Annotated in this window: 12 protein-coding genes; 8 read left to right on the top strand and 4 right to left on the bottom strand. The window is 44.2% G+C overall.

Going from position 1 to position 13,950, the window contains the following annotated elements:
• The first annotated feature begins 56 nt into the window (after positions 1–56).
• The 4 genes from dnaA to recJ all read left to right on the top strand — a co-directional run bounded on the left by dnaA (position 57) and on the right by recJ (position 5,946).
• Positions 57–1,388 carry a chromosomal replication initiator protein DnaA gene (gene dnaA / locus VIM88_RS00660; RefSeq protein WP_331860952.1) on the top strand — a complete coding sequence of 444 codons (1,332 nt, stop codon included), beginning with the start codon at positions 57–59 and terminating at the stop codon, positions 1,386–1,388.
• 256 nt (positions 1,389–1,644) lie between these two features.
• A complete protein-coding gene (gene dnaN, locus VIM88_RS00655) occupies positions 1,645–2,712 on the top strand; it encodes a DNA polymerase III subunit beta (protein ID WP_331860951.1) in 1,068 nt (355 codons plus the stop codon).
• 15 nt (positions 2,713–2,727) lie between these two features.
• Complete coding sequence (locus VIM88_RS00650) at positions 2,728–4,359, top strand: CTP synthase (RefSeq protein ID WP_331860950.1); 1,632 nt, start codon at positions 2,728–2,730, stop codon at positions 4,357–4,359.
• Positions 4,360–5,946 carry a single-stranded-DNA-specific exonuclease RecJ gene (gene recJ / locus VIM88_RS00645; RefSeq protein WP_331860949.1) on the top strand — a complete coding sequence of 529 codons (1,587 nt, stop codon included), beginning with the start codon at positions 4,360–4,362 and terminating at the stop codon, positions 5,944–5,946.
• 37 nt (positions 5,947–5,983) lie between these two features.
• Here the strand turns inward: recJ and VIM88_RS00640 are convergent, their stop codons facing one another.
• From VIM88_RS00640 to VIM88_RS00625, 4 genes are all read right to left on the bottom strand, one after another.
• A complete protein-coding gene (locus VIM88_RS00640) occupies positions 5,984–6,958 on the bottom strand; it encodes an iron-sulfur cluster assembly scaffold protein (protein ID WP_331860948.1) in 975 nt (324 codons plus the stop codon).
• A gap of 33 nt (positions 6,959–6,991) precedes the next feature.
• Entirely contained in the window at positions 6,992–8,197 is a 1,206-nt protein-coding gene (locus VIM88_RS00635; protein ID WP_331860947.1) for a NifS family cysteine desulfurase, read from the bottom strand.
• Positions 8,198–8,372: 175 nt separating this feature from the next.
• The gene (gene folE, locus VIM88_RS00630) at positions 8,373–8,951 is read right to left on the bottom strand and encodes a GTP cyclohydrolase I FolE (RefSeq protein WP_331860946.1); all 579 of its coding nucleotides are present in this window, start codon (positions 8,949–8,951) and stop codon (positions 8,373–8,375) included.
• A 22-nt stretch (positions 8,952–8,973) separates the two neighbouring features.
• Positions 8,974–9,933 carry an A/G-specific adenine glycosylase gene (locus tag VIM88_RS00625; protein WP_331860945.1) on the bottom strand — a complete coding sequence of 320 codons (960 nt, stop codon included), beginning with the start codon at positions 9,931–9,933 and terminating at the stop codon, positions 8,974–8,976.
• A gap of 284 nt (positions 9,934–10,217) precedes the next feature.
• Between VIM88_RS00625 and tig the strand changes: the two genes are divergently transcribed.
• The 4 genes from tig to VIM88_RS00605 form a co-directional block, all read left to right on the top strand.
• On the top strand, positions 10,218–11,510 hold the full coding sequence (gene tig, locus VIM88_RS00620; RefSeq protein WP_331860944.1) for a trigger factor: 1,293 nt from the start codon (positions 10,218–10,220) through the stop codon (positions 11,508–11,510).
• Positions 11,511–11,618: 108 nt separating this feature from the next.
• Entirely contained in the window at positions 11,619–12,206 is a 588-nt protein-coding gene (gene clpP / locus VIM88_RS00615; RefSeq protein ID WP_331860943.1) for an ATP-dependent Clp endopeptidase proteolytic subunit ClpP, read from the top strand.
• A 12-nt stretch (positions 12,207–12,218) separates the two neighbouring features.
• Positions 12,219–12,743, top strand: coding sequence for a peptide deformylase (def, locus tag VIM88_RS00610; protein WP_331860942.1), 525 nt, complete (start codon positions 12,219–12,221; stop codon positions 12,741–12,743).
• 191 nt (positions 12,744–12,934) lie between these two features.
• Positions 12,935–13,950 (top strand): ATP-binding protein (locus tag VIM88_RS00605; protein WP_331860941.1); only part of this gene is annotated, 1,016 nt, incomplete at its 3' end.

Below are 13,950 nucleotides of genomic sequence, written 5' to 3'. Positions count from 1 at the left end.
TCTTTAAAGCTCTGAATATTTATTCACACATTTAAAAATATCAAAGGCAAATGGCTATGAATATAGGACAAAAAGTACTTTTTGAACTCAAAAAAGAGATCACTGAAACAGAATATGAACGGTATATCAAGAACCTAGTGTATGATACCAAACGATCCAGAAGCAATATTGTCTATTTCAATGCACCGAACATGATCATAGCAAAATGGATCAAAAGCAAATACAGCGACAAACTTGTACATCTTTTTGAACTCCAGAATGAGGTCAAACCGGAAATTGAGATCACAGTTGGCAAACAAAATACACAAAGTACAAAACCTGCTGTAATACACACAGAAAAAAGCGCTTCCAAAAGTACCTATCTGAACCCTTCTTTAACCTTTGAAAGTTTTATTGTGGGAGATTCCAACCAATTTGCCTATACTACGGCTAAATCCGTAGCAGAAAAACCCGGAAAACTTTATAATCCTCTTTTCCTTTATGGCGGCGTAGGATTGGGTAAAACACACCTGCTCCAAGCGATCGGTAACTACCATATCAATTTGGGTAAAACCGTTATTTACACGACCCTGGAACAGTTTATGAACTCATTTACGTCGCATCTGCGCTCTCAAACGATGGATCGCTTCAGAGATAAGTTCAGGGAGTGTGACCTGCTACTGATAGATGATATACAGTTTCTCAGCAGGAAAGAGCAGACACAAGAGGAGTTCTTTCACACTTTCAATGAACTCTACAGCAACAACAAACAGATCGTCATCACGTCTGACAGGCAACCCAACAAGATCGCTGGACTGGTGGACAGGCTCAGATCCCGTTTTGAAATGGGACTGATGGCCGACATTCAGCCGCCAGGGCTTGAAACCAAAATCGCGATCATCCAAAAGAAGTGTGAACTTGACGGTATCAAACTGGACAACGAGATCGTCAATTATATCGCTACGAACATGGGTGACAATATACGTGAAATAGAAGGGACCATCATAAAGCTCAATGCGCTCTCTTCCATGCTCAATCAGAAGATCACACTGGACTTTGCACAAAATGCCATCAAAGACCAGCTCAAAGAGAAAAAAGAGAACATCACCATCGATGATATTGTCAAGATCATCTCCAGAGAACTCAATATCAAACCTTCGGATATCAAATCAAAAAAACGTACCCAAAATGTCGTGAATGCCAGAAGGATCGCTATCTATCTGGCTAGAAACCTTACCCCGAACTCTATGCCTCAGATCGCAGTGTACTTCGGAATGAAAGACCACACAGCTATTTCACATGCGATGAAAAAGATCAATGAGATCATAGAGAGTGATGAAAACTTCAAAGTGATACTGGAAGAACTCTCCAATAAGATCAATACACAAACACAAAGCAGCATGGAGTAGCCATCTGATTTTTATGCTTTTCAGTACAAAAAAGCCTCGATACTCCCTGCCCATGTTGCTTTGGTCCGTGAAGGTAAAAATTAATTATAAAACTTGAATAAAAAAAAGATATAATTTTAAATGTGAATAAACGTGAATGTCGATAAGCAGTTACACATTCATTCAAATAACGGTTACATCAGCAATAAATTAGTTTTTCACATATTCATGTGATGCTACTACTACGTACTAATATTATTAATAATAAGGAGAGTCAATGAAGATAAGAGCTCAAAAACAAATTATAGAATCTATACTCATTAATTTACAACCTTTTTTAGAAAAAAAAGATGCGAGTCAGATCACTTCGCATATACTGTTCAAAACAGACAACAGCAAATGTGTCGTGAAAGCGACGGATTCTGAAATCGGTTTGAAGATCGTCACCGACAATATCCAGATCGAAGCAGAAGGTGCCTTCACAGCCCATGGAAAAAAACTCCTGGATATCATACGTATTTTGAAAGATGATGAAATTACATTAGAACTTTTAGACAATACACTTATTATTAAACAGAAAAATTCCAAATTCAAACTGCCAACATTCGATCCAAACTCTTATCCATCTTTCCCCAGCGCTGAAGACAAACCCCAAATTTCCTTAGATTCTTTAAATTTGATCCAAAACCTTAAAAAAATATCGCCTGCCATAGATACCAATAATCCGAAATTTGAACTGAACGGTGCTCTTATCAACATCAAACATGACTCTACAGATCTCGTAGGTACAGATACCAGAAGATTGGCAATCGCTACTATCCCGGGTAACAATGCCGAGGTCTTGTCGCTTATCGTACCCAAAAAAGCCATTTTGGAAATACAAAAACTCTTTTTGGATCAGATAAATATCTTCTTTGATGAAACGAACCTTATTATCTGCAATGAAAATTACTATTTTTATACGAGACTGATCAATGGCAAGTTTCCTGATTATCAGCGTATTATCCCGAGTTCGACAAAACACAGAGTACTCCTGCCTAAAAAAGAGATGATCGACGCGATCAAAATGATCACCACTATTTCTCAAGAGATCAAATTGACGCTTTTAGCAGACAGTATCATTTTTAACTCTTTAAGTGCGGACAATGTGGAAGCCAAAACGGAGTTGGAACTGCAGACAGGTTTGGATGACAAATTCGAACTCTCTTTCAACAGTAGATATATCCTGGATTTCATTTCGCAAACGAACAAAAATGAATTCATGATGGAATTCAATGAACCCACACTGCCATTTGTCGTAAAAGACGATAATTTTATTACAATCATCATGCCGATCGTTGCATAAAAGGAAAAATTTTATATGAGTGAAAATAAAACAAAATATATTTTTGTTACCGGAGGCGTACTAAGTTCTTTAGGAAAAGGTATCACTGCTGCAAGTATAGGTACTTTGCTGAAACATACCGGATTGAGTGTAGGGGTATTGAAACTTGATCCTTATATCAATGTCGATCCCGGTACAATGTCACCGCTTGAACACGGAGAGGTTTTTGTCACCAAAGATGGTGCTGAAACCGACCTTGACCTGGGTCATTATGAAAGATTTTTGGATACCTCGCTTACACAGAACAATAACTTTACTACGGGTCTTGTCTATAAAACAGTGATAGAGAACGAGCGTAAAGGGAAATATCTGGGTAAAACCATTCAAGTCGTTCCCCATATTGTAGACGAAATTAAAGAACGTATCGTCAGAGCAGGCCAAAACAAAGATATCCTCATTGTAGAGCTGGGCGGAACCACAGGGGATATTGAAGGGTTACCGTTCCTGGAAACGATCAGACAGATGAAACATGAACTGGGTAAACACCAGGTAATGAACATCCATGTCACGCTTTTGCCATATATCAAAGCTGCCGGTGAATTAAAGACCAAACCGACACAGCATTCGGTCCAGGAACTGAGACGTATAGGTATTGCGCCTCATATGCTTGTTTTGAGAGCGGAACATCCTGTACCTAATGACATCAAGCAAAAGATCGCTTACAGTTGTGATGTCGACGACGATTCTGTGATCGTGGCTGAAGACGCTTCAACGATCTATCAGGTACCGCTTAATTTTTTAAGACAGAACATACTTACGCCTATCTGCCAGCAGCTTAAACTTGAGAACTGCCACCCTAAAATGGATGACTGGGCAGATCTGGTCAATAAGATCATTATGCCGAGTGACGAGGTCAAAATAGCATTTGTCGGAAAATATCTCGATTTGAAAGAGTCCTATAAATCATTGACCGAAGCACTGATACATGCGGGCGCACATCTTGACTATAGGGTCAATATCAAGTGGGTGGACAGTGAAAAGGTCGAAGAGGACGGTGCAGAGAAGTTCTTAAAGGATTGTGACGGTATTTTGGTTGCAGGCGGCTTCGGCGGGCGCGGTGTAGAAGGTAAGATCCTAGCGATCAAGTACGCCAGAGAGACAAAAATACCTTTCTTGGGTATCTGTCTCGGTATGCAGCTCTCTATCGTTGAGTTTGCAAGGAATGTACTTGGACTGGGAGATGCGAACTCTGTAGAGTTTGATGAGAACACGACCAATCCGGTCATCTATCTGATAGACGAGTTCATAGATTCCGCAGGCGCGAAACAGATCAGAACATCCACCTCTGCCATGGGGGGAACACTGAGATTGGGCGAATATGAGTGTGATACCAAAGAGGGTTCAAATCTTAGAGAAGCCTATGACGCTAAGATCATTTATGAGAGACACAGACACCGCTATGAAGCAAACCCAAAATACAGAGAAGCACTGGAAGCCAACGGTATGGCTATCACAGGCGAATCGAACGGCTTGATAGAGGCGGTGGAAGTAGTGGACCACCCCTGGTTCCTTGGGGTACAGTTCCATCCGGAATTTACTTCAAGACTTCAGAATCCGAATCCGTCCATTTTAGCATTTGTCAATGCGGCGATCAAACATAAAAAATAAATGTATGCACCGTTGACGCTTCAAGCGTTAGAAGCCCTCTTGCACCAACGCTTTGAAGAGGGGTTCCTCACACTGCGTGATCTTCCCCAGCCTTCCATGTTCAAGGATATGGACAAAGCCACCCAGCGCATCGTCTCTGCCATACAGAACCAGGAGAAAATAACCATCATCGGCGACTATGACGTGGATGGTGTCACTTCTACCACACTGATGAAACTCTTTTTCGAAGAGATAGAGTATGAGATAGAGTGGATCATTCCCAACCGTTTCAGAGACGGCTATGGCCTCTCCTCGAACATCGTTCCACGAATACAGGGAACAGATCTTGCCATTACGGTAGATAACGGTATTTCTGCTGTCTATGCTGCCAAACTGTGCAAAGAAGAGGGGATAGAGCTGATCATCACGGATCACCATATCCTGCCGCCGGAAGTTCCCGATGCCTATGCGATCATCAATCAAAAACAGGAAACGTGCACGTTTCCCTATGCGGACGTGTGCGGTGCACAGATCGCCTGGTATCTGATCGCTTCACTCAAAAATGCTTTGAATGTGAAGATAGATATGATGGAATATATCGAACTGGTGGCCATTGCCATCATAGCAGATATGATGCCTCTGCAGCATATCAACAGGACGATGGTGCTGGCAGGCATACAGGCATTGAACCAGAGTAAAAGACCTGCCATCAAGGCGTTTTTGGAACATAGCCAAAAAGAGCAGATCGATGCAGAAGATATCGGGTTTTTCCTGGCACCGCTTCTCAACAGTGCAGGCCGTATGGAGGATGCCTCTTTTGCCGTAGATTTTTTAGCTTCGACCAATATCTATGATGCAAGGGTAAGGCTTGAACGTCTGATAGCGTTCAATACCCTTAGAAAGTCCACAGAACACGACATAACACAAAAAGCGATGCTGCAGGTAGATCATAAGGATGAAGTGGTCATAGTGGAAGGAAAAGCGTGGCACGAGGGTGTAATAGGTATTGTGGCTGCAAGAGTGGCACGGGCATGTGAAAAACCCTGCATCATATTCAGCCAAAGCGAAGAGGGGATGCTAAAAGGGAGCGGCAGAAGTTTCGGAGCATGCGATCTTTTTGGTCTCGTTGACGGCGCAAGAGAGCATCTGGAAAAGTTCGGGGGGCATCAGGCAGCCATAGGTCTCTCTTTGAGAAAAGAGCACTTCGAAACGTTTAAAAGCAAAGTCCAACATAACTTTATTGAGGGGGAGTACCTGAAAGAGGAAACAGACCCGGAAATAGTAGGCGATCTGCATTTTTCACTTATCTCGTTCGAATTGACATCCCTCATCAAAAAATACGGACCTTACGGACAGGGGAACTCTGTACCGAAATTCATCAGCACCAATGTGGAAATCCTTCAGGCAGATACGATGGGTAAAGAGGGAGAACATCTACGTTTTTCTTTTGCGCAGGACGGTATTGTGATTCAGGGGGTAAAATTCAAAACACGGGAAATGTTTGAAACAGGTTCTAAAGTAGATGTGGTCTATACGGTCAATGAAAACCGTTTCAGGGGAAAGGTTTCTTTACAGTTGATGGTAGAGAAGGTCATTCCCAGACCATGAAAAATCCAAGCTGAATGCTTGGATTTATAAAGAATGCCTATATAGGTAGAACCCTGATATTTTCGTCGAGTTTTTCTTTTAGGATGTTCTCTATGGCGAAAAGTGTCCCTGTGCTTGAACTTGCACAACCTGAACAGGACCCTAGGTAACGGATATAAATGTCAAAATTCGCTCCGTTCTCTTTGATGTCAAGTATTTCCATGTCACCGCCGTCCATTACAAGCATCTGTCTGATATTTTCATCCACTACCTTATCCACCGCTTTGATACGCTGGACAATGGTCATATTTGCAAAATCGACACTAGCACCGCCTTGATTGCCAAGTGTTGCAGCAGCAGCCATTTTTTCTTTTTCATGCTCTTCCAAAAGGTCTACAAGATAGATATCTTTTTCCTCGTGCCCGCCAGGCTTGATACATGATTTACAGAATGCACCGGCTTTGGTGTAGTCCGTGATCTGTTCTACGGTTGTAAGGTCATTGAGCCTGATCACTTCCTGTAGGGTAGAGAGCGTGATACGGGCACATTCACATACGATCACTTCTTCTTCAAAACTCTCGATATCCACACCCTTATACTGTGCTGCTGCTTTTTTGATCACATCATAGGCCATCACCGAACAGTGCATTTTTTGAGGCGGAACCGCCGGAGTATCCGGTTCGTCACGCATGGCTTTTTCAACGTCAATGTTCGTGATCTTCACGGCTTCATCGACCGTTTTTCCTTTACAGAGCTCAGCCATGGTATCTGAAGAGGCGATCGCTGTACCACATCCAAAACTTTTGAACTTCGATTCCATGATCCTGTCCGTCTGAGGGTCAACGGCCCAGTAGAGACGTACGGCATCGCCACAGCTTTCTGCACCGAAATCGGCAACAATGAGTCTTGCGTTCATGTTTTTTGCATCTTCTTCGGTTATTTCACCCATATTCTGAGGGTTGTTCATAAGGTCTGTCACCTTGTTGCTGTACTCATCCCAGATGGTACCGCCAATTAAACTATCTATTCCCATAATTTTTTCCTTTTTCTATTGATTCTTTATTCATTAATGATGGTGCGCATCCAGTCCTGATTCATGCCCTTTCGGCGCATACGCATAAGAGCTGGAGATTCCTCTGAGTCTGACCACTGCAGCCTGAACGGCTCTGAGCGTGTAGTCCAGCTCTTCCTGCGTAGTATAGCGGCTGAGTGAAAAACGCACTGCGGTGTGTGCCAGGTCTTCTGCCGCACCGACCGCTTCCATGACAGAGTTGGCTTCCAGGTCTTCAGAGGCACAGGCGGAACCGGTACTTGCCCCGATGCCTGCACGGTTAAGGTCCCATAGCATCGATTCACCCTCTATCCCTCTGAAGGAGATCAGTATCGTGTTGGGTGTTCTTTTTTCTCTCGGAGTGACCACAAAGGTGTCCGGGATCTTGAGCAGTTCATCTTCAAAACGGTCTCTCATTTTTCTGAGTTCGGTCATCTCAAAGTCAAGTGCTTCTACGGCTGCTTCTATGGCCTTGCCCATACCTACAATGCCTGCTACATTCAGTGTACCGGAACGGTAACCGCCCATTTGTGCACCGCCGTGTAAAAGTGGCATCAACTCTTTGCCTTTTTTGATATACAGCGCGCCAACACCTTTGGGTCCATGAAACTTGTGTGCAGAGAAAGTCAGGTAATCCACATTGAATGCCTGAACATCTACAGGCAGTTTGCCTATGGCCTGAACGGCATCTGTGTGGAACAGTACATCATGCTCCGCACAGATATTCCCTATCTCTTCTACCGGAAAAACAGCACCCGTTTCATTGTTCGCCCACATCACTGAAACCAAAGCCGTATCTTCTGAAATGTTGTCTTTGACACTTTGTACATCAACGATACCTTCATTAGTGATAGGAAGATAGGTCACCCTGCAGCCTAATCCTTCTAAAAACTTCGCTGTCGCGATGACAGAAGGATGTTCTACTTCACTTACCATGATATGGTTCTTCTTGCCTGTGAGGATATATTCGAAGTAGATACTTTTGAGTACCCAGTTATTACTTTCCGTGGCACATGAAGTGATCACTACGGAATCTTCTCTGGGTGCATTGATCCCTTTATAGATCCTTTCCATACCCAGTTTGATACCCGGGTGTGTGTCACTTGCAAATGCATGCAGCGAGTTCGGGTTACCGTACTTCTGTACAAAATAAGGTTCCATTTCGGCAAATACCTGCGGATCAACAATGGTGGTTGCATTGTTGTCTAAATAAACATTCATATTTTTCCTTTGAAAACGATATTCATTTTAATTAAGACAAATTTAGTCCTAATTTAGTTTTCTGCATATTACGCAGTTATTCTTAAACTAACATAAAATATCAGAGAATCGTGTGCGATTAAGCCTTGAATTGGGGTAAATTGCTGGTGAACATCGAACAAAGTTCGATGTTGCTTTAAAAATTGGAAGGGGTCGGGGTATTGATAAGGTTGTAGAATTCGCTTCTGGTGCGTTCATCGCTTTTAAAGAGTCCTCGGAGTGCGGAACTTACCGTGGTGGAGTTGATCTTCTGCACCCCTCTCATCTCCATGCACATATGGCGTGCATGTACGACGACCGCTACGCCTTTGGGCTGGATCGTTTGCAAAATCGCATCAGCGATCTGCTCGGTCATCTGTTCCTGTATCTGCAGACGTCTGGCATAGACATTGACGATACGGGGGATCTTGGAAAGTCCCACCACTTTGCCGTCGGGGATGTAGGCTACATGGGCTCGTCCGATGATCGGGAGCATATGGTGTTCGCACATGGAGTAAAATTCGATGTCACGGACCAGTACCATCTCATCGTTGCTGGTGCTAAAAAGGGCTTCGCCCAATATCTCTTTTGGATCCTGCTGATACCCTTCTGTAAGAAATTTCAGGGCTTTAGCCACACGGTTGGGTGTTTTAAGGAGTCCTTCACGATTCGGGTCTTCTCCTAAAAGCTCAAGGACCTTGGTGACAGCTTGTTCGAATTCTTGTTCTTTGTTCATGTTCTACCCTGTAACTTATTTTTCACATTGTAGCCAAAAACAATTTAACTATCTTCTCATCCACCTTGGAGATAGCCAGTTTTTTTATCTCTGCTTCAGAAAAGTAGTGTGCCTGTTCAGGGCTGTTCTCATAATGGACATAGACGTTGCAGAGCAGTTTGAAATGGGTATAGGCATGGGAGATCTGTCCGAGGTACTCAGCTGCAGTAACCGGCACTTCAACACTCTCGAATCCCCAGAGCCCATGGAGGAACTTTCCTTTACGCTGTGTCATCGAGAGCGAACCGTTGTAAACAGTGACCACAATGTTCTGCTCTTTTGTGGGAACTTTCCGTCTCTTTTTGACAGGATAACGTGTGGGATCCTCCTTGCCTTTGCAGAGGGAAGAGAGAGGACAGGATTCACATTTTGGATCGGTCACTGTGCAGATGGCTGCACCGATATCCATCATCGCCTGGTTATAGTCAAAAGGGTTCGCTTTGTCCACCAGTGCGTAGGCAATGTCCCAAAGTGCTCTGTCGGTGGGTGTTTCCAGTTTATGCAGACGGCAAAGTATGCGCTTCACATTGGCTTCCATGATGGGAACAGGCTGTTCAAAAGCAAACGCGGCTATAGCGTGTGCGGTATTTTTTCCGATGCCCGGCAGTTTGATGAGCTCCTCGATGCTGCGGGGAAGCTCATTGACAAGTGTGGCTGTTTTATGAAGGTTTTTTGCACGGTTATAATACCCCAGTCCCTCCCACATTTTAAGCACATCGTCCAGCGGGGCCTGACCCAGTGCTTGCAGGGTCGGGAATTTTTCCAAAAAAGGGAAATAGTATCTTTCCAGAACGGTCTTGACCTGTGTCTGCTGAAGCATCACCTCACTGAGATAGATATGGTAAGGCTCATCGGTATTTCGCCACGGGAGTGACTGTCTTCCCTCTATCTGATACCAGCGGCTGATATTTTGGTGGATCTGTCTATACGGTTCTTTTGGCATGCAGGATTATAGCAGATGTTCATAAAGTGAGTCGCATCACATGCAGAGGATACGATCGAAGTCGGTGAAGGTGAAGATTGGGAAGGAAGGCCCAAGGAGAATAGAGATGCAGCCTATATCCTTAAACTTCGTGGGGAAATAGCTTAAGAATCAGGACCAGGAAACTTCTTCTTAAGATCGAGGCAAGCCGGCAAAGATACCCCGTTTATCCGCATTATTTTCACGCTTATTGGTATTTCAACATTATTTCGATAAAATCACATCATTATATATAAAGGATTGTAGTGAAAGTTACAGTAAATAAAGTAGACAACGCAAACGTGATCATCAGTGGTACGATCGAAAACAGTGCTATTGAGGAAAACATTAACAAGATGGCTGCCCAGGCCGGTAAAGAGATGAAGGTCGACGGTTTCAGAAAAGGTAAAGTACCTGCACATATCGTTAAAAAAATGCATGGTGACAAACTTGCACAGGATGCTGAAGGTGAAGCACTGAAAGAACTTATCGATGCAGGTATCAAGGAAGCGGGTATCAATCCGGCTGATATACTTGGCCAGCCTACCTTTAAAAAGTATGACAAAAAAGAGTCCGCCATCGACGTAGAAGTAGAAGTTTCTACCAGACCGGTATTTGAGACAGAAGGGCACATGGATGTGCTTCCTGCATTTGAAAGACCAGCTGCCTCGGACAAAGAAATTGAAGAGAAGTTGAACGAGATCGCAGCACAGCAGGCACCGTACACAAAGCTCAAAAGAAAACGTATGGTGAGAGACGGTGACATGGTAGTGATCGACTTTGAAGGTTTTGTGGACGGTGTGGCATTCGATGGCGGTAAAGCTGAAAAGTTCAACCTCAAGATCGGTTCAGGTCAATTCATTCCGGGATTTGAAGAGCAGATCATCGGTATGAAGTATGACGAAGAAAAAACGATAAAAGTGACGTTCCCTGAATCGTATCAGTCATCGGACCTTGCAGGAAAAGAGGCAGAGTTCAAAGTAAAACTGCATGAGATCCAGGAGCAGGAACCTGCAGAACTGAACGATGAACTGGCACAGAAACTTCTTCAGGGAGAAGAGAATGCAACACTTGAGACGCTTAGAGAGAGAGTAAAGACACAGATCGAATCGACAGAGATCTCGAAACTCTACAATGAAGACCTCAAGCCGAAACTGGTTGAAGCGTTGGTTGAAAAATTTGATTTTGCACTCCCGAACAACATTGTTGAGCAGGAGATCGATGCAAAGATCAATGCAAAAGCACGTGAGATGAGCGAAGAGGAACTGAACAGCTATAAGGAGAATCCTGAAAAAGTGGAAGCCCTTCGTGAAGAGCTGAGAGCGGATGCGGTAGCAAGTGTCAAAGCAACCTTCATCGTCGATGCATTGGCAAAGAAAGAGGAAGTATCGGTAGATGACCAGGAAGTATCACAGGCTATCTATTATGAAGCGATGATGAGCGGTCAAGACCCTCAGCAGGTGATCAAATACTACCAGGAGAACAACCTTCTTCCGGCAGTCAAGATGGGTATGATCGAAGACAAACTCTTCGGTAAGATGCTAGGTCTGGATAAATAAAACAACTCAGGCAAACAACACGTTTTGTTGTTTGCTTTGTTAACCTATAAAGTGTATAGTTGAGTTGATATTACAATCTATTTAACTATATATTATTAAAGGTAAAAAATGAGCTATATTCCCTATGTTGTAGAACAGACCGGTAGAGGTGAAAGATCTTACGATATCTATTCGCGATTACTGAAAGACCGTATTATTATGCTGAGTGGTGAGGTGAACGATCAGGTGGCTTCCACTGTCGTCGCGCAGCTGCTTTTCCTTGAAGCACAGGATCCGGACAAGGACATCTATTTTTACATCAACTCTCCGGGAGGGGTGATCACTTCAGGACTTTCTATGTTCGATACGATGAACTACATCAAGCCGGACATCGTAACGATCTGTATAGGACAGGCGGCATCCATGGGTGCTTTCCTGCTCTCTTCGGGTACCAAGGGCAAACGTTATGCCCTGCCGCATGCACGTATCATGATCCACCAGCCTTCAGGCGGGGCGCAGGGGCAGTCGACAGATATCCAGATACAGGCGCAGGAGATCCAGAGACTGAAGGATACACTCAACCATATTTTGGCGGAGCAGACAGGGAAAACACCCAAACGTATCGAAAAAGATACAGAACGTGACTATTTCATGTCCGCGCAAGAAGCTCTGGAATATGGGCTTATCGACAAAGTGCTCACCAAAAGTTTTTTATAACAGAGACGGTAGATGGTTAGAGAGATAGTCGTATATCCGGATAAAAGACTCAAGCTTGTTTCCAAAGAGGTCAAGTCTTTTAATGGTGCCCTACATGATCTGCTTGATGATATGTATGAGACGATGCGTGCCAGTAACGGCGTGGGACTTGCAGCGATCCAGGTCGGTGTGGATCAAAGAGCGCTTATCATCAATATCCCTTTAGAGAATGCAGAGAGTGGAGATGACCAGCCTAAAGAGAACACGCTGGAGATGATCAATCCTGTGATCATTGAAAAAGACGGCAGCGAGAAGTTTCAGGAAGGATGTCTCTCTGTCCCGGGTTTCTATGAAGAGGTAGAACGTGCCAAACATGTGAAGGTCGAGTACTTTGACAGAAACGGCGAGAAACATATCATAGAAGATGATGATTTTCTCGCCATTGCGATACAGCATGAAATGGATCACCTGGACGGAAAGGTATTCATAGAGAAACTCTCCTACACCAAAAGAAAAAAATTCGAAAAAGAGTGGAAAAGAAGACTCAAAGAGGCATAGGCGCCCGTTTTCACTCACTCCATCTCTACGGAGGTGGAATAGATACCGACCCATCCATCAAAAAAAATATCTCTTTTTTCCCTCGTCCCGAAGTAAACGATGCATGGCAATGATGCATAACGGCAACAATAAAAACATGACAATTTGACATATTTTTAACCTTTTCTCCATAACTGTGCGATGATAGCGGTATGAACGCAAAAACGCATAGTGGTACGCTTCCACCAGACACCAAGAGAGTGACAGCCAAACCTATCAAACAGAAAGAGAAAAAGCAGGCTATCGTCAACCGGCTTACCTGTGCTACGCTTGAAGGGGTGAACGCGAAGGTGATAGAAGTGGAAGCCACGTTTACAAAGGGCCTTCCCGGGTTTTCGGTGGTAGGCCTTGCATCCAATGACATACAGGAGTCAAAAGAGCGGACCAAATCGGCACTGCTGACCAACGAATTTGTCTTTCCTCCGCTCAAGGTCACCATCAATCTTTCTCCATCGGACCTGAAAAAGTCAGGTACACATTTTGACCTCTCCCTGGCACTGCTGATCGGACTCCACAAAACACATATAGACGAAGAGGGGCTTTTTGTCTTTGGTGAACTGGGGCTTGACGGCAAGGTCAAAACAAGTTCGATGCTCTTCCCTCTGGTCCTTTCCCTGAAAGAGCAGGGCTTGATCAAAAGGGCGATCGTACCCAAGGAGTCCATACCCTATCTGAGCCATATATCGGGTGTGGACTTTATTGCAGTGGATACCCTGGAGGAGGCGCTGCAGATACTGAAGAGCAAGAACTTCAAACCGAATGTACAGGCCTTCAGCTATGATGCCGAGAGTGTCATACTGAAAGATATACCCTACTATTTTGAACGGAACTATGCCTATGATTTTTCAGATGTCAAAGGGCAGCCCGTAGCCAAAAGGGCTTCGCTGATAGCCGCAGCCGGCATGCATAACTTTCTTATGGAAGGAAACCCGGGGTGCGGTAAAAGCATGATAGCCAAGCGGCTCAAAGACATTTTACCCCCGCTTTTTGAAGAAGAGATACTCTCCATCGCCAAACACCAGTTTCTTGACGGTATCACTCCCAACTTTGAAGCGTTAAGGCCTATGCGCGGACCACACCATACAGCCACTTCCGCCTCCATCTTCGGGGGAGGCTCCTCCATGGCGAAGATAGGGGAAGTGGCTTTGGCGCATAAAGGGATACTCTT

This window comes from Sulfurovum sp., from assembly GCF_036568385.1.
Classification (GTDB): domain Bacteria; phylum Campylobacterota; class Campylobacteria; order Campylobacterales; family Sulfurovaceae; genus Sulfurovum.
The sequence above is the reverse complement of the archived record's forward strand: the minus strand, read 5'-3'. Positions and strand labels throughout refer to the sequence as shown.